This window comes from Bradyrhizobium sp. SZCCHNGR1005 (assembly GCF_032489995.1).
Lineage (GTDB): Bacteria > Pseudomonadota > Alphaproteobacteria > Rhizobiales > Xanthobacteraceae > Bradyrhizobium.
Map to the genome: position 1 here is coordinate 603,620 of NZ_JAUEZC010000003.1, position 26,821 is coordinate 630,440.

Annotated in this window: 27 protein-coding genes and 1 pseudogene; 6 read left to right on the top strand and 22 right to left on the bottom strand. The window is 63.4% G+C overall.

Features of this window, described 5'->3' with window-relative positions; translation table 11 throughout:
* Positions 1 to 6: 6 nt before the first annotated feature.
* From QXZ85_RS15250 to QXZ85_RS15275, 6 genes are all read right to left on the bottom strand, one after another.
* Entirely contained in the window at positions 7 to 474 is a 468-nt protein-coding gene (locus QXZ85_RS15250; RefSeq protein WP_315704859.1) for a GNAT family N-acetyltransferase, read from the bottom strand.
* A gap of 13 nt (positions 475 to 487) precedes the next feature.
* A complete protein-coding gene (locus QXZ85_RS15255) occupies positions 488 to 1,078 on the bottom strand; it encodes a glutathione S-transferase family protein (protein WP_315768444.1) in 591 nt (196 codons plus the stop codon).
* Positions 1,079 to 1,163: 85 nt separating this feature from the next.
* Entirely contained in the window at positions 1,164 to 2,015 is an 852-nt protein-coding gene (locus tag QXZ85_RS15260; protein ID WP_315704861.1) for an outer membrane protein, read from the bottom strand.
* Positions 2,016 to 2,202: 187 nt separating this feature from the next.
* Positions 2,203 to 3,042, bottom strand: a complete 840-nt coding sequence (locus tag QXZ85_RS15265) for an outer membrane protein (protein WP_315704862.1) — start codon at positions 3,040 to 3,042, stop codon at positions 2,203 to 2,205.
* Positions 3,043 to 3,428: 386 nt separating this feature from the next.
* Positions 3,429 to 4,781, bottom strand: a complete 1,353-nt coding sequence (glmM, locus tag QXZ85_RS15270; RefSeq protein WP_315704863.1) for a phosphoglucosamine mutase — start codon at positions 4,779 to 4,781, stop codon at positions 3,429 to 3,431.
* Between the two features lie 198 nt (positions 4,782 to 4,979).
* Positions 4,980 to 5,156, bottom strand: a complete 177-nt coding sequence (locus tag QXZ85_RS15275) for a hypothetical protein (RefSeq protein WP_315744083.1) — start codon at positions 5,154 to 5,156, stop codon at positions 4,980 to 4,982.
* Between the two features lie 156 nt (positions 5,157 to 5,312).
* Here QXZ85_RS15275 and QXZ85_RS15280 point away from each other — a divergent pair, with 156 nt between their 5' ends.
* On the top strand, positions 5,313 to 6,449 hold the full coding sequence (locus QXZ85_RS15280) for an alpha-hydroxy acid oxidase (protein ID WP_315704865.1): 1,137 nt from the start codon (positions 5,313 to 5,315) through the stop codon (positions 6,447 to 6,449).
* A 297-nt stretch (positions 6,450 to 6,746) separates the two neighbouring features.
* Here the strand turns inward: QXZ85_RS15280 and QXZ85_RS15285 are convergent, their stop codons facing one another.
* The 13 genes and pseudogenes from QXZ85_RS15285 to QXZ85_RS15345 all read right to left on the bottom strand — a co-directional run bounded on the left by QXZ85_RS15285 (position 6,747) and on the right by QXZ85_RS15345 (position 19,944).
* Complete coding sequence (locus QXZ85_RS15285; protein WP_315765707.1) at positions 6,747 to 8,381, bottom strand: sensor histidine kinase; 1,635 nt, start codon at positions 8,379 to 8,381, stop codon at positions 6,747 to 6,749.
* A complete protein-coding gene (locus QXZ85_RS15290) occupies positions 8,382 to 8,996 on the bottom strand; it encodes a response regulator transcription factor (protein ID WP_315704867.1) in 615 nt (204 codons plus the stop codon). It abuts the gene before it with no gap.
* Between the two features lie 594 nt (positions 8,997 to 9,590).
* A complete protein-coding gene (locus QXZ85_RS15295; RefSeq protein ID WP_409977592.1) occupies positions 9,591 to 10,199 on the bottom strand; it encodes a hypothetical protein in 609 nt (202 codons plus the stop codon).
* A 121-nt stretch (positions 10,200 to 10,320) separates the two neighbouring features.
* Positions 10,321 to 10,899: a hypothetical protein gene (locus tag QXZ85_RS15300; RefSeq protein ID WP_315768474.1), complete on the bottom strand. Its 579-nt coding sequence runs from the start codon at positions 10,897 to 10,899 to the stop codon at positions 10,321 to 10,323.
* Between the two features lie 148 nt (positions 10,900 to 11,047).
* Positions 11,048 to 11,887: a shikimate dehydrogenase gene (locus QXZ85_RS15305; RefSeq protein ID WP_315768476.1), complete on the bottom strand. Its 840-nt coding sequence runs from the start codon at positions 11,885 to 11,887 to the stop codon at positions 11,048 to 11,050.
* Between the two features lie 55 nt (positions 11,888 to 11,942).
* Positions 11,943 to 12,125 carry a hypothetical protein gene (locus QXZ85_RS15310; RefSeq protein ID WP_315768447.1) on the bottom strand — a complete coding sequence of 61 codons (183 nt, stop codon included), beginning with the start codon at positions 12,123 to 12,125 and terminating at the stop codon, positions 11,943 to 11,945.
* Positions 12,126 to 12,127: 2 nt separating this feature from the next.
* A pseudogene (locus tag QXZ85_RS15315) lies at positions 12,128 to 12,583 on the bottom strand (YoaK family protein).
* Positions 12,584 to 12,784: 201 nt separating this feature from the next.
* Positions 12,785 to 14,545 (bottom strand): SulP family inorganic anion transporter, encoded by a 1,761-nt coding sequence (locus tag QXZ85_RS15320; protein WP_315704871.1) that lies wholly within the window; start codon positions 14,543 to 14,545, stop codon positions 12,785 to 12,787.
* A 94-nt stretch (positions 14,546 to 14,639) separates the two neighbouring features.
* Positions 14,640 to 14,945 carry a helix-turn-helix domain-containing protein gene (locus QXZ85_RS15325; RefSeq protein ID WP_315704872.1) on the bottom strand — a complete coding sequence of 102 codons (306 nt, stop codon included), beginning with the start codon at positions 14,943 to 14,945 and terminating at the stop codon, positions 14,640 to 14,642.
* A gap of 140 nt (positions 14,946 to 15,085) precedes the next feature.
* Positions 15,086 to 17,134: an elongation factor G gene (locus QXZ85_RS15330; protein ID WP_315768449.1), complete on the bottom strand. Its 2,049-nt coding sequence runs from the start codon at positions 17,132 to 17,134 to the stop codon at positions 15,086 to 15,088.
* A gap of 179 nt (positions 17,135 to 17,313) precedes the next feature.
* Positions 17,314 to 17,793 carry a DUF992 domain-containing protein gene (locus tag QXZ85_RS15335; protein ID WP_315704874.1) on the bottom strand — a complete coding sequence of 160 codons (480 nt, stop codon included), beginning with the start codon at positions 17,791 to 17,793 and terminating at the stop codon, positions 17,314 to 17,316.
* Between the two features lie 299 nt (positions 17,794 to 18,092).
* A complete protein-coding gene (locus QXZ85_RS15340; protein WP_315744074.1) occupies positions 18,093 to 18,620 on the bottom strand; it encodes a DUF992 domain-containing protein in 528 nt (175 codons plus the stop codon).
* A gap of 121 nt (positions 18,621 to 18,741) precedes the next feature.
* Positions 18,742 to 19,944, bottom strand: a complete 1,203-nt coding sequence (locus tag QXZ85_RS15345) for a pyridoxal phosphate-dependent aminotransferase (RefSeq protein ID WP_315744073.1) — start codon at positions 19,942 to 19,944, stop codon at positions 18,742 to 18,744.
* 190 nt (positions 19,945 to 20,134) lie between these two features.
* On the opposite strand from QXZ85_RS15345, the gene QXZ85_RS15350 reads away from it, so the two are divergent.
* From QXZ85_RS15350 to QXZ85_RS15370, 5 genes are all read left to right on the top strand, one after another.
* Positions 20,135 to 21,364, top strand: coding sequence for a glycosyltransferase family 87 protein (locus tag QXZ85_RS15350; protein ID WP_315765712.1), 1,230 nt, complete (start codon positions 20,135 to 20,137; stop codon positions 21,362 to 21,364).
* A gap of 207 nt (positions 21,365 to 21,571) precedes the next feature.
* Positions 21,572 to 22,225, top strand: coding sequence for a glutathione S-transferase family protein (locus QXZ85_RS15355; RefSeq protein WP_315704878.1), 654 nt, complete (start codon positions 21,572 to 21,574; stop codon positions 22,223 to 22,225).
* A gap of 183 nt (positions 22,226 to 22,408) precedes the next feature.
* The gene (locus QXZ85_RS15360; RefSeq protein WP_315704879.1) at positions 22,409 to 22,663 is read left to right on the top strand and encodes a hypothetical protein; all 255 of its coding nucleotides are present in this window, start codon (positions 22,409 to 22,411) and stop codon (positions 22,661 to 22,663) included.
* Between the two features lie 69 nt (positions 22,664 to 22,732).
* The gene (locus QXZ85_RS15365; RefSeq protein ID WP_315704880.1) at positions 22,733 to 22,918 is read left to right on the top strand and encodes a hypothetical protein; all 186 of its coding nucleotides are present in this window, start codon (positions 22,733 to 22,735) and stop codon (positions 22,916 to 22,918) included.
* A gap of 52 nt (positions 22,919 to 22,970) precedes the next feature.
* Positions 22,971 to 23,432, top strand: a complete 462-nt coding sequence (locus QXZ85_RS15370; protein WP_315704881.1) for a GNAT family N-acetyltransferase — start codon at positions 22,971 to 22,973, stop codon at positions 23,430 to 23,432.
* Between the two features lie 198 nt (positions 23,433 to 23,630).
* On the opposite strand, the gene QXZ85_RS15375 is transcribed toward QXZ85_RS15370, so the two are convergent.
* The 3 genes from QXZ85_RS15375 to QXZ85_RS15385 all read right to left on the bottom strand — a co-directional run bounded on the left by QXZ85_RS15375 (position 23,631) and on the right by QXZ85_RS15385 (position 26,807).
* Positions 23,631 to 23,948: an antibiotic biosynthesis monooxygenase gene (locus tag QXZ85_RS15375; protein WP_315704882.1), complete on the bottom strand. Its 318-nt coding sequence runs from the start codon at positions 23,946 to 23,948 to the stop codon at positions 23,631 to 23,633.
* A gap of 61 nt (positions 23,949 to 24,009) precedes the next feature.
* Positions 24,010 to 25,233, bottom strand: a complete 1,224-nt coding sequence (locus QXZ85_RS15380) for a DUF1501 domain-containing protein (RefSeq protein ID WP_316174383.1) — start codon at positions 25,231 to 25,233, stop codon at positions 24,010 to 24,012.
* Positions 25,230 to 26,807, bottom strand: a complete 1,578-nt coding sequence (locus tag QXZ85_RS15385) for a DUF1800 family protein (RefSeq protein ID WP_315768478.1) — start codon at positions 26,805 to 26,807, stop codon at positions 25,230 to 25,232. Before QXZ85_RS15385 ends, QXZ85_RS15380 begins: the two co-directional genes overlap by 4 nt.
* Between the last annotated feature and the right edge of the window lie 14 nt (positions 26,808 to 26,821).

Below are 26,821 nucleotides of genomic sequence, written 5' to 3' on the forward strand. Positions count from 1 at the left end.
CTGTCGTCAGAACCGGATCGTCATGCCGACATGGCTGCGCTCGAAGCCGAGCCGCTCATAGAAGCGCTGCGCATCGACGCGGCTGTTGTGGGTCAACAACTCGATCAGCTTACAGCGCTTCTCGCGCGCCTGCGCGATCGCCCAGCGCAACAGCAGCTCACCGATGCCACGGCTGCGCCGGTCGGACGCCACCCGGACGTCTTCCACCAGCGCGCGCGAGGCGCCCTGCGAACTCAAGCCCGGCAGAATGCAGAGCTGCAGACAGCCGACCACCCTCCCCGCGTGCTCAGCCACCACGAGCGTGAGATTCGGATCAGCTACGATGGCCTCGAACGCCGCGAAATACGAGGCGGGCAGCGGATCCTCGATCCGCTCGCGCGCGCGGCCAAGATGATCGTCCGCGAGCATCGCGACGATCGCCGCGACATCCTCGCGCCGCGCGGCACGGATGGTGATTGCAGTCGTTTCGGTCATGATTGTCCTGCTCTCAGGCCGCAGGCTGCAGACCGAGTTCGGCTTCCGCGACGGCAATCCAGCGCCTCAGCGCCGGATAGCGCGACAGATCGAAGCCGCCCTCATGCGCCATGCGCGTATAGGCGAGCAGTGCGATATCGGCAAGCGAGAGCGCTTCGTCCACCAAAAAGCGCGCGGCTTCGAGATGCCGCTCCATGTGGTCGAGCGCCCGATAGCCGCGCGTAAAGAGATTGGGATCGAGCGCCTCGACCGGTTTGCCGAGATAGGCGACCTGAAACCGCGCCACCGCGATATAAGGCTCGTGACTGTACTGCTCCCAGAACAGCCAGGAATCCATCTGCGCAGCGGCGAAAGGATCGGCCGGAATGAGCACGCTGTCGCGCGCCAAATAGCGGATGATGGCGTTGGACTGAGTCAAGATCCGCGCGTCGGCGAGAACGACGGTCGGCACCTGCCCCCAGGGATTGAGCGCGAGAAAGTCGGCGGTGCGGGTCTCGCCCTTGACGACGTCGATGTCGATCCAGTCATAGGGCAATGCGAGCAGGTCGCAGACCCATTTCACCTTGAGACAATTGCCGGATATGCGATCGCCGTAGATTTTCATGTGCGCTGCCTCGTGATAGTCGCAGAGCAGCAGGTGTCTGTGGCGGTGTCAACCTCCACGAGCGATCGGCAGATCTTTGAAAGTCTCAGAACTTGTAGCCGAGACCGGCGCGAACGGTATTGATGTTCGTGTCGACTGTGGTCGTGAAGCGAACGTATTCGTACTCGAAACGGGCAAAGAGTCCCGCGATCAGATTGACGTCGACACCGAGGCCGGCGGAATAGCCGTAGATCAGACGATTGTGCTGCCCTTCAGACGCGCTCAGCGTCGCGCAGAACGGGGGCGTTGCGCTGTTGCAGGGGGAGACCGCAACCGCGTAAGTCGTCGCATAATTGTCGTCGACGGATACGCCCCGGGTGATATCGGCCTTTCCCAGTGCCAACCCGAAGAATGCGTAAGGCAGGAAACTGCCCATCGCGTAGCCGGCCCGGCCGCGAATGGTGGCCATGTCGGAGATCGATATGGACGACGTAGCCGTCGACGTGACGGCGTGATAGAAGCCGTTGACCGGGGAATTGAATGCACGCGACATGCTGGCGGACGAGGTGCCTCCGAAGGAGCCGTGCATATAGCTCATCTCAACGCCCAGCACGACGTCGTCCCACTGCGAATTATATCCTGCGAAGGCGCCATAGGCGCTGGTTTGCGCGGTCGTCTTTCCGAAGGGAAGCGGCCACTGTGACACACCATAACTGCTCTCGATGGTAGTGTTGGCGAGCAACGCGGCCGTCATCGTCTGATTGCTGCCGCTGAACTTCTCATCCGACGAGCCGTAGCCGCCCTGTCCACCGATGTAGAAGCCCTCCCAGTTGACCTGAGAGGTGGTGAGGCCGTCGGTGAAGCTGCCCCGCAGAACGGGAAGATCCGGCAGGTCGGCGGCGTGAGCAGCAGCAGAAACGAAACCGCAGATCACACCCGCCAGCACAACGCGACGCATCGCAACGCTCCAAATCGGACAACTGAACTCTGACCGAGATCATCGCGCGTTAACCTTAATCATTCGTGTCTAAAATTGCCGAGCTGCAATTCTTTCATCCCCTGGTCGAGCGGACATGGAGCGCAAACAAAGCAAAACGGCGCGGGAAAGCCCGCGCCGTCGGCAAGTCGTCAGTTCAGGTGTCCGCTCAGCCCTTGCGGATCAGCGGCATCATCGGAGGCGGCGGCGGACTGTCGAAATTCCAGCGCACGCCGAGCTTCAGATCGTGCGAGGTGATGTCCTTGAACTTGAAGTAGTTGCCGGTGGTGGTGCCGTCATAGGCCGACAGCACGCCGGTCCGTCCTTCGCCCATGTTGACGTAACTGTAGGCGAGTTCGAGCACGAGGTTGGGATCGACCTGATAGGCGAGACCCGCATGGGCCGCCCAGGCGAAATTCCATCTCGAGGCGCTCGGCGCGCTGGCGAAGCTCGGAGCGCCCGTGAAGCTGTTGATGCCGGTGTCGGTGAAGTTCGAGATGGTCACGCGCGCGCCGCCGACGCCCGCACCGATGAACGGAGTGATGCACCACCAGGTGCCGAGATCGACATAGGCGTTGGCCAGAACCAGCCATTCGGACTTGCTGGCGCTGTAGTTGTCGATGCCGGAATACGGGATGCCGAAGGCAGTTGCGGTGAAGCGGTCCGTCCCCTTGAAGTTCGAATTGCCGCGATATTGCCCGGTGATGTCGCCGCGAAACCAGTTGTTGAAGCGGTACCCGACGCCGACCCCGTAGATGCCGGCGGTATCGAACGCCGAGGTCTGGTTGAATGACGTCATCGGCGTATAGGCCGACTCGCGGGTGTAATGAACGTCACTGGTCCTTTGGTTGCTGAAACCGATCTCACCGCGCAAATACCAACCGCCGAAATCCGCGGCCGGCGGCGGCGCGTACATGGGCGGAGGCGCGATCGGCATATCGGCCGCAAAGGCCAGTGTAGAAAACAGCGAGGCCGCTCCGGCGGCGATCAAAGACATAACGCTACGCATTGCTTCGTCCCTTTAGCCCGGTGGGGGCGAAATTCGAGGCCCACATCAAAACTGACGGCTACACGATGACGTCAAATGCTTAAGCGCCACTTAACCCTAATAATTAAGGTTGATAATTGCTTGATCGCGCGCAGCCGCATGGACACAGCACAAATACACGCATTGCGTGCTCATCAAATAACTAACAACTTACAGCAATCGATCTATGAAAGAACGGACGCAGATCTCGCCGGGCGCCGAAACCGGACTACGGCCGAACTAACAACTCGCTCGCATCACCCCCTCATCGCAGGCCGATCAGGTACGAGCGGCAAAGACGACGACGCCGGCCGTCAATTCAATGACGGCCGGCGCAGTTCGTCGCAAAGCTCGAATGGGCTAACAGCTCACGCCGCGGCAGCAGCGGCCTGACCGAGCGCATCGACGATGTTGTCGACGACCTCCTCGACCAGGATGCGGTCATCGCCCTCGCCCATCACGCGGATCACGGGCTCGGTGCCGGAGGAACGCACCAGCAGCCGGCCATGGCCGTTCAGGCGCTTCTGGCCGGTGTCGATCGCTGCCTTGACATCGGCATCGTCGAGCGGCTTGCCGCTGCGATAGCGTACGTTCTTGAGGATCTGCGGCAGTGGATCGAAGCGATGGCAGACTTCGGAGACCGGACGCCGCAGCTTCTGCACCGTCGCCAGCACTTGCAGCGCGGCGACGAAGCCGTCGCCGGTGGTCGCGTAATCGGACAGGATGATATGGCCGGACTGCTCGCCGCCGAGGTTGTAGCCGTCGGCCAGCATGCGTTCGAGCACATAGCGGTCGCCGACCGGCGTACGCACCAGCTCCAGGCCCTGCCCCTGCAGGAAGCGCTCCAGACCGAGATTGGACATCACGGTCGCAACGATGCCGGGCCGCGCCAGTCGTCCGTCCTCCTTCCAGCTCTGCGCGATCACCGCGAGCAATTGATCGCCATCGACGATGTGGCCGCGCTCGTCGACCAGGATGACGCGGTCGGCATCGCCGTCCAGCGCGATGCCGATATCGGCGCGCATCTCCCGCACCTTGCGGCACAGCGCCTCCGGCGAGGTCGAGCCGCACTCCTTGTTGATGTTGAAACCGTCCGGCTCGACGCCGATCGCGATCACGTCGGCGCCCAATTCCCACAGCGCTTCCGGCACCACCTTGTAGGCGGCACCGTTGGCGCAATCGACCACGACGCGCAGGCCGTCCAGCGAGAGATCGCGCGGCAGCGTCCGCTTGGCGAATTCGATGTAGCGGTCATGCACGCCGTCGATGCGGCGCGCGCGACCGAGGCTAGCGCTCTGCGCGAGCTTCTTCTCGAGCGGCTCGTTGAGCAACTGCTCGATCTGCTTCTCGACCTCGTCGGAGAGCTTGAAACCCTGCGGGCCGAACAGCTTGATGCCGTTGTCCTCGAACAGGTTGTGCGAGGCCGAGATCATGACGCCGAGATCGGCGCGCATCGACTTGGTCAGCATCGCGACCGCCGGGGTCGGCATCGGGCCGACCAGCATCACATCCATGCCGACCGAGGTGAAGCCCGCCACCATGGCGTATTCGATCATGTAGCCCGAGAGGCGGGTATCCTTGCCGATCACGACGCGATGGCGATACTCGCCGCGTTGAAACAGTAGACCCGCGGCCTGCCCGACTTTGAGCGCGAGTTCCGGCGTGATCAGGCCATTGGCGCGGCCACGAATCCCGTCGGTCCCAAAATAGTTACGGCTCATAAAACCCCCAGCAACAGCCCCTGGATTCCGTGCCGGGCGACGAATCAACGGATCCGTTCCAATTCACCGGCCAGCTGCGGGGTTATAATCGCGTTACTGCGAAGATGGCTTCAAAAAAAATGATGAATCGTTACCGCGAGACTTCGAGGCCACATCTAACCCATTGTTAACATTAATATTTGCCAGATCAAGCCCGTACTACTCGCGGCGTTCTCCACTACCTTTGTCCCGGGATGGGGCCGGCTGCGTCGCACTCACGGGATCGGAGGCCGGGAAGGTCTCCTCCAGCCCCTCCTCCAGCTCCGCTTCGAGCCGCGCCTTTTCCGTGTCCTTTTTCTTGTCCGTGGCGTCCTGGTCTTTTGGTTTCGCGCTCATGGCTGGGAGCCCTTTCATCTCGCCCCGTCTTCTGTCTCGCCCTACCTTGACTCCCCGGCATTGCGTCCTGTTCCAAGTTCGATTTGGCAGCCGCCGCAAAGATGCTAGATGACACCCCGCGCATCAAAAGCAAGACGGGGCCGGGAGCCAACAGCGATGAAGCATATCACCTGCATCGAGGATCTGCGCGAGCTGCACAAGCGGCGCGTGCCGAAGGCCTTCTTCGACTATGCCGATCGCGGCTCCTATGCCGAGGAGACCCTGCGCGCCAATCGCGACGACCTGCAGAAGATCAAATTCCGGCAGCGCATCCTGGTCGACGTCTCCAAGCGCGATCTGTCGACCACGATCCTGGGCGAGCCGTCGGCGCTGCCGATCGTCCTCGCCCCTGTCGGCCTGCTGGGCATGCAGCATGGCGACGGCGAGATTCACGCCTGCCGCGCCGCGCAGGCGGCCGGCATCCCGTTTACGCAGAGCACGATGTCGATCTGCTCGATCGAGGACATCGCCGGCAGCGTGGAGAAGCCGTTCTGGTTCCAGCTCTACGTGATGAGAGACCGCGGCTTCATCAAGGCGCTGATCGAGCGCGCGATCGCCGCGAAGTGCAGCGCGCTGTGCCTGACCGTCGATCTGCAGGTGATCGGCCAGCGCCACCAGGACATCAAGAACGGCATGAGCGTGCCGCCGGAATGGTCGCTGTCCAAGTTGTTCGACTTTGCGACCAAGCCGGCCTGGGTCAAGGGCGTGCTGCAAGGCAAGCGCCGCACCTTCGGCAACATCGCCGGCCACGTCAAGAACACGGAAGATCTCACCAAGCTGTCGGCCTGGACGGCATCGCAATTCGACACCAGCCTGAACTGGAAGGACATCGACTGGATCCGCTCGATCTGGCCGGGCAAACTGATCTTGAAGGGCATTCACGACGTGGAGGACGCCAAGCTTGCGACAGAGACCGGTGCGCAGGCGCTGGTGGTCTCGAACCATGGCGGCCGTCAGCTCGATGGCGCGCCGTCGTCGATCCATGTGCTGCCCGGCATCGTCGACGCGGTCGGTGACAAGATCGAGATCATGTTCGATGGCGGCATCCGTTCCGGTCAGGACGTGATGCGCGCGCTCGCACTCGGCGCGAAATCCTGCATGATCGGCCGCGCCTATGCCTACGGCCTCGGCGCCGGCGGCCAGATGGGCGTGGCGAAGGCCATCGACATCATCAGGAACGAGCTCAACACCACCATGGGGCTCTGCGGCGTCAACACCATCGCCGAGATCGACCGAAAGGTGCTGGCGAATTAGGGCGCGGACGCAACTGACGCGAGGCCGCAGCCTGATTGTGGCTACAAAGTCGCTCCCGCCGACCATATGAGACGACAGCAAATCGAGGCCGCCGAACCGAAATTCGGCGGCCTCCTTTATGTCGACGCGGTCGCGGAGCACGAGGCTCAGATCCCGGTCTACAATCACTTCAAGTATGCAGGAGACTTAGCGGGTCGGGCACCGTTCCGTAGCTCGGTAGATTGCGAGGTGGTAGATCTACGGGTCCAGCGCCGCTCCGAGGCGCATTGAACCATGAGAGCGGCGCCGAGCCGGTCGTCAATTCGCAGCGGCGTTGGGGCACAGCTCGACGGGCAGATTGATTTCAAACTGCGCGCCGCCGCCTTCTGCAGACGACGCCAAGAGTTGCCCGCCGTGGCGCTCCACGATCAATCGACAGATGGCCAGTCCCAACCCCATTCCCTGAGATTTCGTGGTCACGAAAGCATCGAAGATGGTGTCGAGCTTCTCCGGATCGATGCCGGGTCCGGTGTCCGTGACCTTGATGCCGATCCCATCGTTCAGCCGCCGCTCGGTCGTCAATCTCAGGACCCGGAGTTTACCTTCGCTTGCATCCATGGCCTCGATGGCGTTGCGAATCAGGTTGAGGAGGACGTCCTGCAATTGACCCCGATGCCCCCAAACGAGCGGCAGCCCCGGCTGGAGTTCCGTTTGCACTTCAATGTCGTGTTCTGCGAACTCGAAATGCAAACTCTCCACAATGCTTGAGATCATTGCGTTCACATCGATCGCCATCCGCCGGCGATTGGACTTCCGGAACAGGTCGCGAATGTTATCGAATATCTCGCTCGCTCGGCGTCCTTCGGTGACGATCTTGTTGAGGGCCGACCGCGCCTTCCCGACATCAGGCGGGGTATGGCCCAAGAATCGCAAAGCGGTGCTTCCCCTCATCACGATGGCGGCAAGGGGCTGCTTGACCTCGTGCGAGATCGACGCAACCGCCGCCTCCAAGTTCATCAACTTGTTGTCGCGCTCGCGTCGCAACATCGCATTCGCACCAGCAAGGCGCGTGTACAACCCGGTCGTCTCCGCAAGCAGGATGACCAGCACGATCGTCGAGGTGGCGATTGAAAGCATGCGGCTGACGTAAAATCCAAGACTAAAGCGAACCACTGTAAGAGCCAGTTCGCCGATCATCGCGCAAACCACCACCATCAACCCGAGATCGAGAATAGATCGACGATATACCCACAACAATCCGAGCGAGAGCGCACAAAACAGCAAGTCGACCAACGGGGCGAACGTACCCAGCGTAGTGAGATCCGTTGCGCTTGTGAAAAGGCGCGGCAAATACGGATCTGCCGCAATTGCGATTCCTGTCAATGCCAATACGATTGCAACCGTGATCGCCACGCATCGGCCGATAGCAGACCGGATCGGGCCTCGAATTCCGGACGGGTCGCGTTTCAGCAAGACATAGGCAGAGAGAGCCGCCGGGAAGCCAAAATGCCAGAAAATATAGAGCCAAGCGGTGGTCTGGATACCAGCGCCGAGGAAGCCTGCCGGAGCAAAGGCGCCCGGAAAAGTCAGCGCATGGGGAATGACAATGAGCGCCGTGAAAAGATAGCCGCCCGCAAGTACCAGCAATGCGCGTGACCGGGAGATCGAGAACTGGGCGAACAACAGAATGGCCGTGATCAGATCGGTGACGAGAATCGTGGCGTTCAGGAACGGTATGAACGCGGCGAAGATCGGCAGCGTGATCGACGCGAAGGGAGCAACAATCGCAACGGTGAAAAATAGAAGCACGACGGCTCTGCGCGCGATACGATTTTGCGTGGCTGTCGGCTGAAGATTGATGAGTCCGATCTCGCTGTCGAGCCCCTCGTAGGCTGACAGCTGGTCAACGGTGTCCCCGTCGCGCGCACCTTGAGAGGCTGCCTGGTCGCTCATTTACGATGGCGAGAGTTGGCTTGAGAGCCACAGACGGACGAGATCCGGCAGCCCTTTCGCCGCTAGCTTTTCAACGATATGCGCTCGATGGAATTCCACGGTGCGCGGGCTGATGCCGAGTTCGACCGCGATCTCCTTGTTGGCTTTTCCGGTCACCAGACGCTTGAAAACCTCGTCTTCCCGCGGCGTCAACTTTTGGAGGCAGCGACGCGCTGTTTCGGCGTCGATTGTCCCGATATAGCTCTGCTGGGGGCGCAGGGCCAGATCGATAGCGGCCAGCAGCGCATCGGCTTCAAACGGCTTTTCCAGAAAATCCACTGCGCCCAATTTCATTGCCGCCACGGCCATGGAAACGTCGCCATGGCCCGTGATCAGCATGAACGGCAACATCGCGCCGGCAGCCCGAAGCCGGCGCAGGAGTGTGAGACCATCCACGCCCGGCATGCGGACGTCGCTCACGATGCAACCGGGCTCCAGCCCCGCGCCTCGCGCCAGCAATTCCTCAGCCCGTTTGTAGGTGCGGACCGTGTAGCCGGCGTCTTCGAGCAGATCGAGCAGAGACTCGCGCATCGCTCGATCGTCTTCGACGACATGGATCACGGATTTACCAGGCACAGCGCTTTCCCCAGCGACAGCCAGCAAACCTGATAGCAGGCCCGCTATCCGTCGAGTTGATCAGGATCAACTCTCGGTTTCCAAGCGGCGCAGTGAACGTCCTCAGGCCGACCCAATCTTGGCGCTGGAGAGGCATTCCCCGTAAGTCTACTACCTCGCGTAATCCCGAGTTACCCGCTCATGTGTCCTCCGATAGACCGTTTGCCAATGGTTGAGTGACCAGATCGCAGGGAATGAAAATGGACCCGGCCTAGATCTTGATCGCTGCATTCGGTCGGTGTGATGACCCGAACCATCCCCAAGGTTGTCCCCTCATCACATGCGGACCGAAAAGGCCGTCGAACGATAAGTTCGACGGCCTTTTTTTGTTTGGTGAGTGAGCCGGCGCGCCAACTATTTCCGAGAATGGCGGCTTTGCGGAGCAGCGCCCATGTCACCTGCCACCCGCAATCAGTCTCGGGCCGATCGAGTCCCGGCGAGACGTGCCGGCGTGGTCGAACGTTCGGGTTTGTGCCGCCAAAAAGCTGGTTGGAAACAAACGCTGCAGCCGGCTTCGCAAGCACTCGCTCCCATAAGGAGAGAGGGTAGGAGCAGTCACATGGGCGGCGTGATGCCGTCGCGGCCTACGTTGACACGGTTGGCTTCCAGCATGTCGTCCTTCTTGGTCGCTCCGAAAATGATGATCTGCGCCCCCACCTTCACTTCGGACTTATCGCTGGCGACGAAGGTCACGATCGGCGTGCCCGGCGGCACCACGACCTTCTTCTCCCCATCCTTGTACTTGACCAGGATGTTCTGGCCGTCGGTGCCTTTGACCGTCTGTGCAACAGTCGCGTTGGTCATGGTCGAGTTCGGCTGGCGGTCCCAGGGACGGAAGCCTTCTGCCGCGCCGCGCTGATTCTCCGGGAAGATGTGAACAGCGATCGCCTTCTGGGTGCCATCGGGCTGAGGCATGCCGGTGACGCCGATATAGGAGCCATCCTTGATCTCGGCCAAGGAGGTCTTGACCACCGCGAACACCGCAGCGTCATCGGTCATGCGGACCTTCACCTCGTTGCCCTCGCGCGTCTTGATGGCGAGCACGGGACCGTCGATCGCCTCGATCTGCCCCCGAATGCGGACCGTGGACGGCTGCTGAGCGAGAGCAAGCGTAGAGACCAGACCGAGCGCAAGCGCCGCAAGGCCCGACTTCAAAGAGAACATTTTCGACATAACCTCTCCGGATGCTGGAACAATCCACAACCTGCGCCCCGACCACAACGGAGCTATTCAGGTGACAGCGCGCAGCTGGATATGAGGGTATTACGCAACGAAGCGGCGGCTGTTACATCGGCGGCGTTATTCCATCGCGGCCGACGCTGACACGGCTGGTCTCGAACGAACCGTCGGGCAGCTGTTTCATGAAGGCGATCACCTTGGCGCCCGGCTTGAGCTCGGACTTGTCGCCGGGCACGAAGGTGACGACAGGCGTTTCCGGCGTCACGTCGACCTTCTTCTCGCCGCCCTTGTATTTGACCAGCAGCGTGTGACCGTCATTGGAGACGACGCTCTCCGAGACCGTGGCGTTGGTCATGCTGGAGTTCGGCTTCAGGTCCCACGGCCGCGAGCCCTCGCCCGTGCCGCGCATATTCTCCGGAAAGATGTGCACCTCGACCGCCTTCGGCGCGCCGTCCGGACCCGGCAGCGTGGTGACGCCGATGAAGGAGCCGACCTTCACGTCCGCGAGCTGCGCCTTGACGACGCCGACCACGCGGAGATCGCCGGTCATGTGCAGCCGGACGTCCTCGCCTGTGCGCGACTTCACCGTGATCACATCGCCATCGGTGGTCTCGACCGTGCCACGCACGCGCGTCGGCACCGGCGCCTGCTGGGCGAGCGCGAAAAGGGATGTCGATGCAAGCATGACGACTGCAACAAACGGGCGGACCAGAACGACACGAACAGGCATGATGAGCTCCGAGGCTTGCCGCGGATGATTTCCCATCCGCGGCCCACACGACGCGTGCGGGGGACGAAGATAGATACGCTCCACCTTCGCGCTTATTCCGCGCTCAAGCCCTTGTGAGATCGGCTTCGACCAGCGCGCGGAGTTCCGCCGTCACTTGCGGCCGCTCCCCGAACCACAGCTCGAAACCGCGGACAGCCTGGTGCAGCAGCATGCCGAGCCCATCGGCGGTCCGCAGTCCCCTCGCCCGCGCGGCTGCCAGCAATTGCGTTTCGAGCGGCACATAGACGAGATCAGCGACCACGCAGCTTTCCGGCAATGCGCCGATGTCGAGCTCGAGCGGCGGCTGGCCGTGCATGCCGAGGGAGGTGGTGTTGACGAACAGGCCGGCGCGCGGCAGCAGCGCACCGATGCCGTCCCATCGCGTTGGCAGCACGCACGCGCCGAACTGATCGGCGAGGCCTTGGGCCCGCGCCAGCGTGCGGTTGACGACATGAACGCGGCCGATGCCGCGCTCGAGCAGCCCGAACACGACGGCGCGCGCCGCGCCGCCCGAGCCCAGCACGAGCGCCTCGTCGGTACGGTCCCAGCCAGGCGCCGAAGCATCGAGATTTTCGATGAAGCCCTCGACGTCGGTGTTGGTCGATCGCAATACCCCGTCATCGTACCACAGCGTGTTCGCGGCGCCGACCGCGTGAGCGCGGGCATCTGGCTGCGTCAATGTGAGCACGCGCTCCTTGTGCGGAATCGTGACATTGGCGCCGATGAAGCCGTGCTTGGAGAGATGGGTGACGAAGTCGGCCAGTTCCTCCGGCGGCACGGCTTCGATCGAATAGCCGCCGGCGATCCCAAGCTTGTGGAGCCAGTGATGATGGATCAGGGGCGAGCGCGAATGTGCGGCGGGCCAGCCGATCAAACAGGCAGCGCGGGCTTTGGGAGCGATCATGGCGGTGACATTGGCCAAGCGCGCGGTGCTGTCAATGCTTGCGGTCAAGGCCTGGTCAATGCTTGGGCTCGACGGCTGCGGCGGCGTACAGGGCTAGCAGCAGCGCAAAGGCCGCCGCGATCCAGACCGCCATCAGATTGAGCTGCAGATAAGCCCAGGCACCAGCGGCCGAGCCCGCCACCAGCGCGGCCCAGAGCAGGACGTTCGGCACCCAGCCAAACCGGGGTCCGCCGGTCAAGGCTACCGCGAGTTGCTGGCCACTTTGACCAGCGCGCCGGTCACATAGGTCAGGCCGAGCCCGCCGGCCCCGCCGATCTGAAAGGCTGCATTCTCCAGGCCCATGGCCACCACGATGCCGGCCACCGCACTCTGGGGCGGGCCCTTCAGATGACAGAGCGTCGCCGCGACCAACAGGCCACCCTCGACCATCAACAGCAGAGACTGCGCATAGGCGCTGCGCAAGCGCATGATCAGGCTTCCCAGCGCCGCGCCCGCCACGAACAGGCCGATCAGGCCGGCCACATAAGCCGCCTCCTACCACTGCGCTTCAGCGAGGCTGACGCTCATGCGGGTCGAGTTGCCGCTCATGAAGGAGACGAACAGGCCGCCCAGATGCAAGAAGCCGATGCCGTCGAAGAAGCCGGCGAGCGCACTCAAGGCGAGGGCAAGAACCAGGTTCCGGAGATCGTCGAGCATGAAAAGCAGCCGATGCCAGCGCTGCTTTCAAGGCGAACGTATTGGTGAGATGGCGCCCATCGCAGATGCGTTCACCCTCGCCCACCGGGGAGAGGGTGAACGGAGCCGGGCCAGCATTGACCGGCCGGACATCGGGCTTCTAAAGCCGGTCCGCCGGCTCGGTTCCTATCGATCAGGAGAAAGCCGTCGGTGGAATGAGCATCAGCTCGCGGCCAGCGCCTCGGCCGCGATATCCGGCGGTGCCTCACCGCCTTTGATGTCGCTCACCGCCCGCTCGATGGTCTCGCGATAGCGCACCAACGGCGGGCGCACGCCATGGGTCAGGAGAGCACGGCGGACAGTGGGAGAGGCGCCGGTGATGAAGAGCCTGATGCCCTGGCGCTTGGCTTTCGCGGCCACCCGGCTCATGGCGTTGGCGGCTGTCGAATCCAGGAACGGCACGGCGGAAAAATCGACCACGAAAGCCTTGCGGCGATCGGCGATCGAATCGAGCACGGTGCCCACGGTCGAGGCGGCGCCGAAGAAGAAGGCGCCGGTGATGCGGTAGATCAGCACGTCCTTGTCGGAACCGAGCTTCGGATCATAGGGCACCCGCGCGTCGTCGAAGTCCGGCCGGTCTTCCGTCGCCAGCGGCGTACCAGCCTCCACACCCGTCATCTGCGCCATGCGGTGGATGAAGAGGACGGCGCCGAGCGCGAAGCCGACCAGGATGCCTTCGGTAAGATCGCGGAAAATCGTGAGCAGGAAAGTCGAAAGCAGCACGGTGGCATCGCCCCAGGAGGAGCGGATCAGGGTCATGAATTCGTGCTTCTCGGCCATGTTCCAAGCCACCACCACGAGCACGGCGGCGAGCGCGGACAGCGGGATGTAGCTCGCCAGCGGTGCCGCGATCAGCATGAACAGCATCAGAAATACCGAGTGCAACATGCCGGAGACAGGGCCGCGCGCGCCGGCCCGCACATTGGTCGCAGTACGGGCGATAGTCCCGGTGACGCAGATGCCGCCGAACAACGCCGAACCGACATTCGCAAAGCCCTGCGCCACCAGTTCGCAATTGGAGCGGTGGCGGCGGCCGGTCATGCCGTCGGCAACGACGGCCGACAGCAGCGACTCGATCGCACCCAGCAGCGCAAAAGCGATGGCATCCGGGAACACAGCCACCGCCTTGGCGAGCGAGAAGGCCGGCAGGGCCGGCAGCGGCAGCTCGCGCGGGATGCCGCCGAAGCGGGTACCGATGGTTTCGACCGGAAGGTTGAAGGCCCAGGTGAAGACAGCGGCAACGGCGACAGCAATCAGAATCCCGGGCCAGGTCGGGCGCAGCCGCTTCAACCCGACGATGATCAAAATCGCGGCCGCGGCGAGCAGGAGTGCAGGGATGTTGGTAGTCGGCGCGCCATGGGCCAGCGCAACCAGCTTCGGAAGCAATTCGCCGGGCTCCTTTTCCGTCAGCGTGATGCCGAACAGATCCTTAAGCTGGCTTGCGAAGATGATCACGGCGATGCCTGCCGTGAAGCCGACCGTCACCGGATAGGGGATGAACTTGATGTAGGTGCCAAGCCGCAAGTAGCCTGCGATCACCAGGATCACACCGGACATCATGGTCGCCAGGATCACGCCGTCGAGGCCCTGGACATCGACGGTATGGGCGACCAGCACGATGAAAGCGCCGGCCGGACCACCGATCTGGAAACGGCTGCCACCGAGCAGCGACACCAGGAAGCCGCCGATCACGGCGGTATAGAGCCCTCGTCCCGGCGAGACGCCGGAGGCGATCGCGATCGCCATGGAGAGCGGAAGCGCTACGATCGCAACGGTAAGACCAGAGAGTGCATCCGCCCGGAGGTCGGAGAGGCCATAGCCTTCGCGCAGCACGGTCAGCAGCTTGGGCGAAAACAGCTCGGCGAAAGTCGGCTGATGCTCCGCGCCCCGGCTCCGCGTCACGCGCTCACTGGCAATGCTCATTTACAATGCTCCCGTCGTATCATCGGCCGGCTCCCGCCACGCAACGATGTCTCAAGCACGACGAAACGCGCCGGCTCCGCCGTGCGGCGCAAGCCTATGACGCGTCATCGCGTTCAGCCTCAATATTTGACGGCCCACGCGGCGGAGGCGGTCCCGGCTCCTTCAGACGAACACCGCGCCCGCCATTCTCGCTGCGCGTATGTTCGCCGATCAGATCCACGCCCGCACGATTGAGCGCATCGACGACCTTGGTCAGCGTATCCACGACGCCCCGGACGTTGCCTGTAGAGGCTTCCATCCGCTGGATCGTCGGTAAGGACACACCGGCCAGCTCGGCCAAGGTTTTCTGATCTATCCCGAGCAGCGCTCGCGCTGCCCGCATCTGGAACGACGTGATCACACTGGCCTCACGTGACAAGCATCATAACTGATGCTTAGAACCAAGACAATGATGTAAAATACATCACACAAGGACGTGAAGCAAGAGCAAACCTCCCCCCGGAGAGGGGGAGGCCCGCAGCCGAACGAGAGGCTTAGTCCTTAGGCCGCATCCCGATGCGAAGCGATGATGTGCTCGGCGGCGCGCCCCGTCACCTCGGCCATGTGGTCGAACTGGCGAGTGAAGCTGCCGGCCCCGGCGGTGGCGGAGCGCAATTCGACGATCAGTTCGCCGATCTCGGCCTCCGGCATCATCGCCCGCACGCAATCCCAGCCCGGCCAGCCGTCGCGCGTGTCGAAGGAGAGGATCTGGCCGCGTCGCGCCGACAGAATGGCATTGATCTTGGCGGTCGCATCGGTGGGACAGACGATCTCGACCGTGTAGATCGGCTCGAGCAGCACCGGCTGGCACTGCGGCAGCGCCTCGCTGAGACCGATCCGGGCCGCGGTCCGGAACGCGAGATCGGAGGAGTCGACGCTGTGATAGGAGCCGTCGGTCAACGTCACCGCGACGTCGATCACGGGGAAACCGAGCGGGCCGCGCGCAAGCCCATCGACGACGCCCTCTTCCACCGCCGGGATGTAGTTGCGCGGCACCGCGCCGCCGACCACGGTCTCGGCAAACTTGAAACCCTCGCCGCGCGACAACGGCTTGATCTCGAGTACGACATCCCCGAATTGGCCGTGGCCGCCGGACTGCTTCTTGTGGCGCCCGCGCTGGGTGATGGGCTTTCGGATGGTTTCCTGATAGCCGATTCCCGGCGCATGCGATTTGACATTGACGCCGAAGCGGTCACGCAAGCGCTCCAGCGCGACTCGCAGGTGCATCTCGCCCTGCCCCCATAGCACCGTGTCATGGGTGCGTTGGTTCTGCACCATCGAAAGCGACGGATCCTCTTCGCTCAGCCTGAGCAGTGCCTGACCCAGCTTGACGTCGTCCTTACGGTCGATAGCGGCGATCGAGATCGCGAGCACCGGAGAGCACGGCTCGACCTTGGTCAGTGCCGCAGGCGCGCTCTTGCCGGTCGCGATCGTGTCGCCCGTCTTGACCGGGTCGAGCTTGCCAAGTGCAACGGTGTCTCCGGCTTCCGCGGCCGCGCGCTTGCTATCGTAGCTGCCGTTGGCGGCAAGAATACCGGAGACCCGCGCGGTCTCGCCCGAAGCCGCATGCAACGTGGCGCCGTCGTCGAGATGACCGGCCAGGAGCCGCGTCAACGACAGCTTGCCGCCATGCTGCAGATGGAGCGTCTTGAAAACGTAGCCGAGCGCTTCCTTCTGGTCCTTCACGCCGAGCCGCTTCGCGGTCTCGGCCACACCTGGCGCTTCATGGCGCAACGCCTTCAGGAGGCGCAGCACGCCGTTCTCGCGCAGCGCCGAGCCGAGCAGCACCGGACAAATCACCCCTTCGCGCAGCTCGCGGGCGAGATCATCGAACACGGCATCGCGCGGCGGCTGGATGTCTTCGAGCAACTGCTCCATCAGCGCGTCGTCATGGTCGGCGAGCTTCTCCAGCATCGAGAAGCGCGCCTCCTTCTCACGGTCGAGATCGCCGCCTTCGAGCGCGATCACCTCGGAAGCCTTATGCTCGCGATAGACGAAGGCCCGTTCCAGCGCGAGGTCTACGAAACCTTCGATCAACTCGCCGTTCCAGATCGGGATTTGTCGCAACACCAGCGGCATGCGTGAGGCCGGCTGCAAGATCGCCAGCGTGTCCCTGATCCGCGCATTGGCGCGGTCGATCTTGTTCAGGAACAGAAAACGCGGAATGCCGAGCTCTTCCAGTTCGCGCAGGATGATCTGCAACTGCGGCAGCTTCTTCTCGTCCGCCTCGCAGACTACGATCGCGGCGTCCACCGCAGGCAGCGCCCCGCGCATGTCGTGCGCGAATTCGATCGAGCCTGGGCAGTCGAGGAACGTGTAGCTGTCACCCATGAATTGCGTGGTCGCGACCGTCAGGGCGATGCTCATCTTATGATGGCGCGCCTCAGGGCTGGCGTCGCCGACGGAGGTGCCGGCGTCGACGCTGCCGGCGCGCGCAATCGCGCCCGTCCGCGCCAGGATCGCTTCCAACAGAGTGGTTTTACCGCTTTGGAAAGGGCCCACCAGTGCGATGCACCGTGGACCGCGGGGACTTCTGACGTCTTGTCCCATTCGCCGCCTCCTTGATCTGGAGCTCGGCCCTTGATTGGGTCGGCGAAGGCTAATGCTCTGCCTGGCGAGCTACTTTGGCAAGCGGGAAAACGTCGCTGCGTTGCAGAGACGCTTCCTCTCCCCGGGGCTTTACGGAGAGAGGCCGTGTTCACGACAAAGGGAAGATTACAAAAGGAAGATCAACGACCCGGACGCAGTTCCAGGCTTTCGAGTCCTGCCGACACGGCGAGGCCGACCTGCCCTTGCACGCTGAGCGGCTGCAGCGCGATCGAATTGGCGGAGCCGCCGATCAGCACGTTGCCGCCGAGGCCGACGCCGACCGCCGCCGAGCCCTGGGCGCCGGCGTAGTCGCCCGACAGATCGCCGATCCCGAGCCGCGCGACAGGCGCATAGACCACCCAGGCCAGCGTCGATTCCTGTGTGATGCCGAGGTCGACGCCCACCTTCCGGATCGTCGCGATATAGCGGTCCTCGGGCAAGCCATCGGCGCGCAGCACGCAGCCGAGATGAGTGACCGAGCCGACAATAAATCCGATGCTCGTGCCGCCGCGGCATTCGAGCACGCCGACGCGGACGCGGTCCATCTGTTGCGCATGAGCGCCGGCGCCGGTGGCCGCCACGACGATGGCCGCGAGCCCCGCAAGGAGAGACGAGCGCATGAACAAAAACTCCGGATGAAATGAAAGATGATGCAGGCCCGGCGATCAGGAGCGCGATCAACCGCGCACCGCATCTATGGCACAATGAAGGAGTTCGTACCAGGAGGCGAAAGCATCTTCGCTGCGAAAGACAATCAAGACGAACGGCGACGAAGCGATTTCGACTCGCGGAAACCCCATGGAGACGCGGCGGATGCTCGCGTTCCTGAACCTCCATTCATCCACTCCGCTTCGTCCGCGAAGTTCTTCACACCGATCAGGTCGACAAATCGTCGCAGCGCTGCGCGCCTCTCGCGGGCTCAACGATAGAATAGTTCGAGGTGGGACGACGGATGGCTCGGACTGCGATGCAGTGGCAGAATCGGCTGCAGATCGACCTCGACGACGCCGGCGGCGATGTTGAGGCCGATCTGGCCCTGCAGGCTGATCGGCTGCAGCGCCGCTGCACGATCAGGTCCGCCCCACAGGAAATTGCCGCCGAAGCCGACGCCGGCCGAACCGTTGGCCGTGAAGCCGCCATAGCGCCCGCGCAACTCGCTGCGGCCGAACTCGTTGACCGGTGCAGTCACGGCCCAGGCCAGCCTGGTCCGCGCGGTGACGCCGAGATCAATCCCGAAGCGGCGCAGCCGCGCGGCATAGCGCTCGGGGCGATAGCCCTGGCTGCGAAACAAGCAGCGCAGGCGTGCAGAGGAGGTCACGAAATAGCCGGGATGCCGATGGCCTTCGCATTCGAGGATGCCGACACGCATCGGCCGGAGATAATGGGCCTGCGCGACCGGTGCGAACCAAGCCAACAACACGATCGACAGCAGGACCCGGCGCGTCAAAACTCGAACTCCGCAACGCTACAAACTTGCGTTGCAGACACAAGAAAAGCGCCATGTTGAAAACATGGCGCTTTCCCGGGCGGAAATTGACAGTTCCGGATTCGAGGGCGCTGTTGCCCGATTACCTCAAATTGCCGCAGAAGCGTTGGATGCGCTTGCAGGCGTCCTCGAGGTCGGAGGTCTTGGTTGCGTAGGAGATGCGGAATGCCGGGCCGAGGCCGAACGCCGAACCGTGCACCACCGCGACGCCTTCGGCTTCCAGCAATTCGGTGACGAACGCCTCGTCGTTCTCGATCACTTTGCCCGACGGCGCGGTCTTGCCGATCGTGCCGGCGCAGGACGGGTAGACATAGAACGCACCTTCAGGGCGCGGACATTCGATGCCGCTCGCCTGGTTGAGCATCGAGACCACGAGGTCGCGCCGCTCCTTGAAGATCTTGTTGTTCTTCGGAATGAAATCCTGCGGACCGTTCAAGGCCTCGACTGCGGCCCATTGCGCGATCGAGCACGGGTTCGAGGTCGATTGCGACTGGATCGTCGCCATCGCCTTGATCAGTTGCGCAGGCCCGCCAGCGTAGCCGATGCGCCAGCCGGTCATGCAATAAGCCTTGGAGACGCCGTTCACGGTCAGCGTGCGGTCGAGCAGGCTCGGCTCGATCTGCGCCGGCGTGGTGAACACGAAGTCGTCATAGACCAGGTGCTCATACATGTCGTCGGTCATGATCCAGACATGCGGATGCTTGACCAGGACGTCGGTGAGCGCCTTCAGCTCGGCCTTGCTGTAGGCCGCGCCGGTCGGGTTCGACGGCGAGTTGAGGATCAGCCACTTGGTCTTCGACGTGATCGCCTTTTCCAGGGCCTGCGGCTGCAGCTTGAAACCGTGCTCGGCGGTGCAGACCACCGGCACCGGCTCGCCGCCGGCGAGCGCGACCATCTCGGGATAGCTGACCCAATAGGGCGCCGGCACGATCACCTCGTCACCCGGATTGATGGTCGCCATCAGCGCGTTGTACAGCACCTGCTTGCCGCCGACGCCGACGATGACCTGGTTCGGCTTGTAGCTGAGCCCGTTCTCGCGCTGGAACTTGGCGATGATGGCTTCCTTCAGCTCGGGGATGCCGTCGACCGCGGTGTACTTGGTCTTGCCGTCCTGGATCGCCTTGATCGCCGCCTGCTTGATGTTCTCCGGCGTGTCGAAATCCGGCTCGCCGGCGCCGAGGCCGATGACGTTGCGGCCCGCCGCTTTGAGGACGCGCGCTTTGTCCGTGACCGCGATGGTCGCGGACGGCTTCACACGGTCGAGCGCAGCGGCAAGGAAAGGCATCATCAGCTCCTATGCAGGCGTCGTGAACCGCTCTTCGGCCACGACTTGTCATGTTTGGGAAACGCCGCATCGTAAGGCGTGCGGCGCTGCATCGCAAGAAGCTTAACCACATGGCTCCCAAGACTTTAGGGAACATTAAAGCCGCCCGGCTAGGCTGCCACGTAACATTGTTCGAATTTGCCGGCCGAAAATGAACGATTTCCTTGCCGCCTTGCGATCCGGCGACTGGCTGACGGCCGCGCGGATCAGAACCTACAGCCTGATGCTGCTGGGGCTCGCGGTGGTGGCCATCGCGGGCTGGATCGCGCTCTCGGATCATCTGGTCGACCGCAACGGCAAGCCGATCGGCACCGATTTCTCCAATGTCTATGCGGCAGGGGTGCTGACCCTGAAGGGCAAGGCGGCCGATGCCTACGACCCGCCGCTGCAGCACGCCGCCGAGATGGCCGTGTTCGACGGCCGCGACGTGCCGTTCTTCGGCTGGCATTATCCGCCGTTCTTTTTCGCCATCGCCGCCGCGACGGCGCTCCTTCCTTATGCCGGCGGACTGGCGCTGTGGGTGTTTGCGAGCCTTGCGATGTATCTCGCGGTGATGCGTGCAATGCTACCGCGCCCGGAAACCCTGCTCGTGGCGGCAGCCTTCCCGGCAGTGTTCGTCAATATCGGCCACGGCCAGAACGCGTTCTTCACCGCGGCCCTTCTGGGTGGGGCCATGCTCGCGCTGGAGCGCAAGCCCTGGCTCGCCGGCGTGCTGATCGGCCTGCTCGCCTACAAGCCGCAATTCGGGGTGCTGATCCCGCTCGCGCTGCTGGCAGGCTCGCGCTGGTCGGCCATTGCGGCGGCCGCCGCCACGGTGGCGGCGCTGGTCGCCATCAGCTTTGCCACGCTCGGCAGCGAGGTGTGGCATGCCTTCTTTCAATCGATGAATTTCACGCAGACCGTGGTGCTCGAACAGGGTGGCACCGGCTGGGAGAAGATCCAGTCGATCTTCTCCGCAGTGCGGCATTGGGGCGCCGACATCCACACTGCCTACGCCATGCAGATGCTGCTTGCGCTGACGCTCGCAGCGAGCATTGCCTGGCTTTGGCACAGCGATGCCGCATTCGATTTGAAGGCTTCGGCGCTGGCCACCGCGAGCCTGCTGGCGACGCCCTACGTGCTCGATTACGATCTCGTCGTGCTCGCCGTTTCGATCATCTTCTTCGTCCGCCACGGTCTTGCGCACGGTTTTCGCGACTATGAGATCAGCCTGCTTGGCGCGGCCTGGATCGTGCCGCTGCTATCACGCAGTGTCGCCGGCCTCACCACCGTTCCGCTCGGCCTGATCGTCATGCTGATGCTATTCACCCTCACCATGCGACGCGCGTGGAATGATCGCGCTGCCGAGATCGCCGTGCAGGCGCATATCGCGCAAGCGTGATCTCATTTGTTTGAACGGGCGGACAAGTTGTTGCTCGCCGCTGCACTGCGGCAGTGCTTTTCGACTTTTTCCAGCCGCCGGCCCTTGCAGCGCGCCGCCTTCGGCATCATTGTCTGGCCGCATTGCGGGATGATTTGCTATCCTGCTCTGGTAGACTGCGCGTGGCGCTTCCTTCCATCGCAAGCTTCGTCAAACCGAAACGGCCGAATGTACAAGCTCTATTCGATGCAGCGCTCGGGCAACAGCTACAAGGTCCGCCTTGCGCTCGCGCTTTTGAACGCGCCCTATCAGGCGGTCGAGATCGACATCCTGCGCGGCGAAAGCCGCACGCCTGAATTCCTCGCCAAGAACCCGAGCGGCCAGGTGCCGCTGCTCGAGGTCGGCGATGAGCGCTTCATCGCGGAGTCCAATGCGATCCTTTGGTATGTCGCTGGCGGCACGCCCCTGGTGCCGGAATCCCGCATCGAGCGCGCCGAAGCGCTGCAATGGATGTTCTTCGAGCAGCACGCGCTGGAGCCGAACATCGGCGCGGCCTATTTCTGGCTCTTGCTGGTGAAGGGTGGGCGCGACCTGCAGACGCACGCCTTGGAGGACTGGATGGAGCGCGGCTATGCGGCGCTGCAGGTGATGGAGAATCATCTCAAGGGCAACGACTACTTTGCCGCCGGCCAGCTCACGGTGGCCGACATCGCGCTGTATGGCTATACCCATGTCGCCGACCGCTGCGACTACGATCTTTCGACGTTTCCGAAAGTGCGGTCCTGGCTGCGGCGGGTCGAGCAGACCCCCGGCTTCGTGACGATGGACTGGCAACCGGCCGACGTGGCCGACAGCGCCGGAATCGCCGCCGACTACGACTGATGGGCAGTCGGCCCCAAAAGCAAAATATCGGGTAAAAAACCCGGATTAGCGGGAACAAACCCCTGCACTGCCTCGATTTCGCCTTTTTCCATGGCGCACCGCCGCAATCCTGCCTGCCATTCCCTTAGAATTTACTTCTGCGGGTGATTCGCCCGTGCATGTACGGGTAAGGGATTCCGGTTCATGGTTCGGTCGCCTCGCGCCCCGCTCGTGAAGTCTACAAGGCTTCCCCGCAGCCATCCGTTGCGAACGTCGCAACGACGTGGCTCGGGCCCGAACCTGTCGGAGGCCGGCTTTCACGGCGAGACGACACTCACGCTCTCCTCGCATTTCACCAACATGGTGGCCGCGATCATCGCCGTCGGCACGCTGTCACTTTGCGTCAGTGTCACCATCGCGGTGCTGACGATCAAAGCCAGCCTGTCCATCCCCACGTAGCTTCAGGCCATTATGACAACCCATCGCGGTTTTCGCGACAACAGGCGATGATCGTCTCGCGCGCACCACATGGCGATGAAATCAACTGTCGTAATCGTTGCCGTCAGCTTGGCTCTCGCGATCCTGCTGGCCGCCTCCCTTGTCATCGCCATCGAGCGCCGCGGCGAACTCTCGCTGTGGCCGCTCAGCGACGGTCCGGTGGTCCAAGTCCGCGCCGCCGAGCCGCCCACACAACAAACATCCGAGCCGGATTGATCCTGTAAGATATGCCGCGTATCGAAGGTTCGTTCACATGGTGAGACCTTCGATGTCCGACGCACTGACCATTCGCGCCATCACGCGCCAGGATTACGACCGCTGGCTGCCGCTCTGGGACGGCTATAACGCCTTCTATGGACGCAGCGGCGCGACTGCACTGCCGGCGGAAGTGACCGCAACGACGTGGTCGCGCTTCTTCGACGCCTATGAGCCGGTGCATGCGGTGGTCGCTGAAAGCGGCGGGACATTGCTGGGGCTTGCGCATTATCTTTTTCACCGCACGACAACGGCGATCGTACCGCTCTGCTACTTGAACGATCTGTTCACGGCGGACGCCGCGCGCGGCAAGGGCGTTGGGCGCGCTTTGATCGAGGCGGTCTATGACGAAGCCCGGCGTGCCGGATCGCCGCGTGTCTATTGGCAGACCCACGAGACCAATACTGTCGCGCAGGCGCTCTATGACAAGGTCGCGGAGCGTTCGGGGTTCATCGTGTATCGCAAGACGATGTAACACCACGAGAGTTGCAGCGAAAGCTTGCTGCGGTTCGATCATGCGACTGTCACGACTACGTAACACGGCAAGGCTATCCTCATCCGGCGTTTGATCAGGCCCCCCGTCAAGGATCATGCGCAGCGGTCCCGTCAGTTGCCGCATCTGACCGGGGCCGCATTTTTTTTGTAACCTATTGTTGCGCCTGTTTGTCGGCGCTTACTTTCCGCCGACCGTCTGCCGCACTTCAAAGCCTTCGAATTGCGGCGGACCGAGATACATCACCTTGTGGTCGCCGGCGCCCTTGTGCGCGGCACGGAAGGCCTCCGAGCGTGTCCAATCCTCGAAGGCGGCACGGCTCGCCCAGATCGTGTGCGAGGCGTAAAGCGTGTGATCCTCGGCCTCGGGCCCTTTCAACAGATGAAACTCGACGAAGCCCGGCACCTTATCGAGGTGGCTGTCGCGCGACGCCCAGACCTGCTCGAAAGCGGCCTCCGAGCCCTTGGCGACGCGAAAGCGATTCATGGCGATGAACATGCTGATCTCCTGCTACGGTATGTGCCGCGACACCTCAGTAGCAGACTTTGCGGCCGCCCGCCTACGCCACCAATCCCTTCATCGGCTTCACTGCGGCGCTGTCCGGGAATACGGTTGCAGCCAGCGCGCGATCGCCGATGCCGAGATGATCGGCGAGCACACCCTTCAGCACAGCGCGCAGATCGGTCGTCGGCGCGAGGTCCCGGGCCTGATAGAGGTTCGCGGGCTTCAGGCCTGGCCAGTCCGCGATCACGCGGCCACCGTTCACGGCACCACCCGCGAGCAGCGCGACGGTGCCGGTGCCGTGATCGGTGCCCTCGGTGCCGTTGATCTTCGCCGTGCGGCCGAACTCGGTTGCGACCACGACGACGGTGTCGCGCCAATGTGAGCCGAGCCCGCTCTCGAATTCGGCCAGCGCGCCGTCGAGACCCGAGAGCAGGCCGGCGAGGCGCCCGACCGCGCCGCCTTCATTGGCATGGGTATCCCAGCCGTCGAACGCGAGCGCTGCGATCCGCGGACCGTCATCGGCAGCCATCAGCTTGGCGGCACCCCGCGCGACTTGGCGCATGGCTGCGGCGGCGTTGCCGCCGAGCTTGACCTTCATATCATTGCCGAGCGCGACTTTCTCCAGTTGCAGGCCTTGCGAGAGCACGGTCGCCAGCGCCGGATCGCGATGGGTGTAGAGATCGATGAGGCGCATCGCGGTGTCGTCATCGGCTTGCGGCAGGCTCACCGGCGCCCAACCGACCGTCGGAGCCGTGCCCCGCAACACCAGCGGCGTGGTCGGCCCGACCGCGAGCGCACCGGCCACGTGCTCGCCACGCGGCAGCGCCTCGACGGCGCGGTTGAGCCAGCCGGACTGCACCCGGCCGGGACCGGGAAATCCGCTCTCCAGCACGTCCTGACCGTCGAAATGCGAGCGATCACGATAGGACGTCGCGACCGCATGCACCACCGCCGCATGCTTGTCCCGATACATGCGGGCGAATTCCGGCATCGACGGATGCAGCGCGAAGAACGCGTCGAGCACGAGGGCAGGATGCGGACCGTCGGCGCTCAACGCGATCGCGCCGTGCAGGCCGGCATAATCGGGATCGCCGATCGGAGCGACCGTGGCGAGGCCATCCAGCGCGCCGCGCAGGATGATGACGACAAGACGCGGATCGCGCGCATCCGCGGCACATGCTGACCTCGGCAGGTAAGCCCAGGCAGCGAAGGATGCGCCGGCGAGCAAAAACTGGCGGCGTGACGTCAGCAGCGGCGGCTTGATCAGCTCCATCGTCATCTCCTCTGGAATTCCGGCGACATCAACAACAGCGCGAGCGCCTGCTGGCGCGACTCCGCCCGTTCGATGGTGCGCCGCGTCTCGCTCGACGCTGCGTCGCCCGCGACGAGATCCAGCAGCTCGCGCGCATCGATCGCATTGCCGAGCTTCGAGGCCAGCTGCGCAGAGATGTCGAGCCGCAACTTCATGCCCTCCGGCGCGGCCCAGGCCGCGTTGGTATCGGGAAAGCCATTGGGGCCCGCCGGGGTCCACAACGGCTGCCCCAGGCTATTGAGGCCGCCGAGATAAGGGCCGGGATCTTCCGGCACCCGGGCCAGCAAGCGTCCGCTCGCCACCAGGAATTCATAAGGGTTGCGGATCTTGGTCAGCGGCGCCGACCACGCCTGGTCGGCGTCGACGAGCGCGAGCGTGAGCGCGTTCAGGTCGCCATCGGTGCTCCTGAACACGCTCTCGAGCCGCGCCACCAGTGCGGGCGGAGGATCATCGGCAACGAAATGGCGCACGAATTTGGTCGCGATAAATCTTGCGGTCGAGGGATGGCGCGCGATGTCGGCGAGCGCGGCTTCGCCCTGCGCCAGGCCGTTGCCCTGATAGACCTTGCCGAGCAAGGTCTGCGGCCCCGGCTCGTGCGCGTTGGCGTTGAACGCGAAGCTGCCTGGCGTCCCTAATTGGCCCCGCCGCCCGGCGAAGGTCCAGCCCGTGATGATGCGCGCGAGCGTGGTGACGTCTTCCTGGGTGTAGCCGCCGCCGACGCCGAGTGTATGCAGTTCCATAATCTCGCGCGCCAGATTCTCGTTCAGGCCACGCTGGCGATTCCGCCCGGCCCGCGAGTCCGGTCCCAGCGATTGCTGGTTATCGAGAAAGAACAACATGGCCGGATGCTGCTCGACCGCCTTCAGCATGTCCGCGAAGCGGCCGAACACATGCGGGCGGATTGCCTCGCGTTCAAATGCGCCGGCCCAGATCCGAACCAGTTCGCCCTTGCTGGCGGAAATGCAGAAATGGTTCGACCAGAATGCCACCAGCCGCTCGGTGAATCCGCAGTCGGCCAGCACCGCACGCTGCAGCCGAGCCAAGGCTTCAACGCGGTAGGTCTTCTGGATCACGTTGAGCGGTTGTTGTGGCTGCGGCGCCGGCCTGGCCATATTGGGCTGCATTGCCGCGTTGGACTGGGCGACGCCAGGCGCGGCCATGCTCGCATCGCCGTCCGCAGGCTTCGTTTCCCGCGCGCCGCCTCCGATGTTGCTGGCGAGCGCGTTGAGCGAGAGGCTACGTTGCAGCCGCTTGCCACCCGTTGGAGCCGACGGAGGAGACTCGGTTGTTGGCGCACCGGATCTCGCCATTTCTCGCGCGCGCTTCACCTCGTCCTGATAGGCGAAGACGGCTTCCGCCAAGGCTTGCGTCGATTGCAGCCCAGGCACCTCGAGCAGCGCACCACTCGCGCGAGCGATCTCTGATTTGACGAAGCCGCGCGGGTCCGTCGCCGCATTGGTGAAATCGCCTGACGCGCCGCCGCGCGCACCGAAGCCGAAACGATTGAGCGCAACGAGGGCTGCTTGCGGATCACGGGCCATCGTCATCACCTACA

Excerpts from the sequence above, each read along its gene's own strand:
- QXZ85_RS15250 (WP_315704859.1), bottom strand. The coding sequence starts at position 474 with ATGACCGAAACGACTGCAATCACCATCCGTGCCGCGCGGCGCGAGGAT.
- QXZ85_RS15255 (WP_315768444.1), bottom strand. The coding sequence starts at position 1,078 with ATGAAAATCTACGGCGATCGCATATCCGGCAATTGTCTCAAGGTGAAA.
- QXZ85_RS15260 (WP_315704861.1), bottom strand. The coding sequence starts at position 2,015 with ATGCGTCGCGTTGTGCTGGCGGGTGTGATCTGCGGTTTCGTTTCTGCT.
- QXZ85_RS15265 (WP_315704862.1), bottom strand. The coding sequence starts at position 3,042 with ATGCGTAGCGTTATGTCTTTGATCGCCGCCGGAGCGGCCTCGCTGTTT.
- glmM (WP_315704863.1), bottom strand. The coding sequence starts at position 4,781 with ATGAGCCGTAACTATTTTGGGACCGACGGGATTCGTGGCCGCGCCAAT.
- QXZ85_RS15275 (WP_315744083.1), bottom strand. The coding sequence starts at position 5,156 with ATGAGCGCGAAACCAAAAGACCAGGACGCCACGGACAAGAAAAAGGAC.
- QXZ85_RS15280 (WP_315704865.1), top strand. The coding sequence starts at position 5,313 with ATGAAGCATATCACCTGCATCGAGGATCTGCGCGAGCTGCACAAGCGG.
- QXZ85_RS15285 (WP_315765707.1), bottom strand. The coding sequence starts at position 8,381 with ATGAGCGACCAGGCAGCCTCTCAAGGTGCGCGCGACGGGGACACCGTT.
- QXZ85_RS15295 (WP_409977592.1), bottom strand. The coding sequence starts at position 10,199 with ATGTTCTCTTTGAAGTCGGGCCTTGCGGCGCTTGCGCTCGGTCTGGTC.
- QXZ85_RS15300 (WP_315768474.1), bottom strand. The coding sequence starts at position 10,899 with ATGCTTGCATCGACATCCCTTTTCGCGCTCGCCCAGCAGGCGCCGGTG.
- QXZ85_RS15305 (WP_315768476.1), bottom strand. The coding sequence starts at position 11,887 with ATGATCGCTCCCAAAGCCCGCGCTGCCTGTTTGATCGGCTGGCCCGCC.
- QXZ85_RS15320 (WP_315704871.1), bottom strand. The coding sequence starts at position 14,545 with ATGAGCATTGCCAGTGAGCGCGTGACGCGGAGCCGGGGCGCGGAGCAT.
- QXZ85_RS15330 (WP_315768449.1), bottom strand. The coding sequence starts at position 17,134 with ATGGGACAAGACGTCAGAAGTCCCCGCGGTCCACGGTGCATCGCACTG.
- QXZ85_RS15335 (WP_315704874.1), bottom strand. The coding sequence starts at position 17,793 with ATGCGCTCGTCTCTCCTTGCGGGGCTCGCGGCCATCGTCGTGGCGGCC.
- QXZ85_RS15345 (WP_315744073.1), bottom strand. The coding sequence starts at position 19,944 with ATGCCTTTCCTTGCCGCTGCGCTCGACCGTGTGAAGCCGTCCGCGACC.
- QXZ85_RS15350 (WP_315765712.1), top strand. The coding sequence starts at position 20,135 with ATGAACGATTTCCTTGCCGCCTTGCGATCCGGCGACTGGCTGACGGCC.
- QXZ85_RS15355 (WP_315704878.1), top strand. The coding sequence starts at position 21,572 with ATGTACAAGCTCTATTCGATGCAGCGCTCGGGCAACAGCTACAAGGTC.
- QXZ85_RS15360 (WP_315704879.1), top strand. The coding sequence starts at position 22,409 with ATGGTTCGGTCGCCTCGCGCCCCGCTCGTGAAGTCTACAAGGCTTCCC.
- QXZ85_RS15365 (WP_315704880.1), top strand. The coding sequence starts at position 22,733 with ATGGCGATGAAATCAACTGTCGTAATCGTTGCCGTCAGCTTGGCTCTC.
- QXZ85_RS15370 (WP_315704881.1), top strand. The coding sequence starts at position 22,971 with ATGTCCGACGCACTGACCATTCGCGCCATCACGCGCCAGGATTACGAC.
- QXZ85_RS15375 (WP_315704882.1), bottom strand. The coding sequence starts at position 23,948 with ATGTTCATCGCCATGAATCGCTTTCGCGTCGCCAAGGGCTCGGAGGCC.
- QXZ85_RS15380 (WP_316174383.1), bottom strand. The coding sequence starts at position 25,233 with ATGACGATGGAGCTGATCAAGCCGCCGCTGCTGACGTCACGCCGCCAG.
- QXZ85_RS15385 (WP_315768478.1), bottom strand. The coding sequence starts at position 26,807 with ATGGCCCGTGATCCGCAAGCAGCCCTCGTTGCGCTCAATCGTTTCGGC.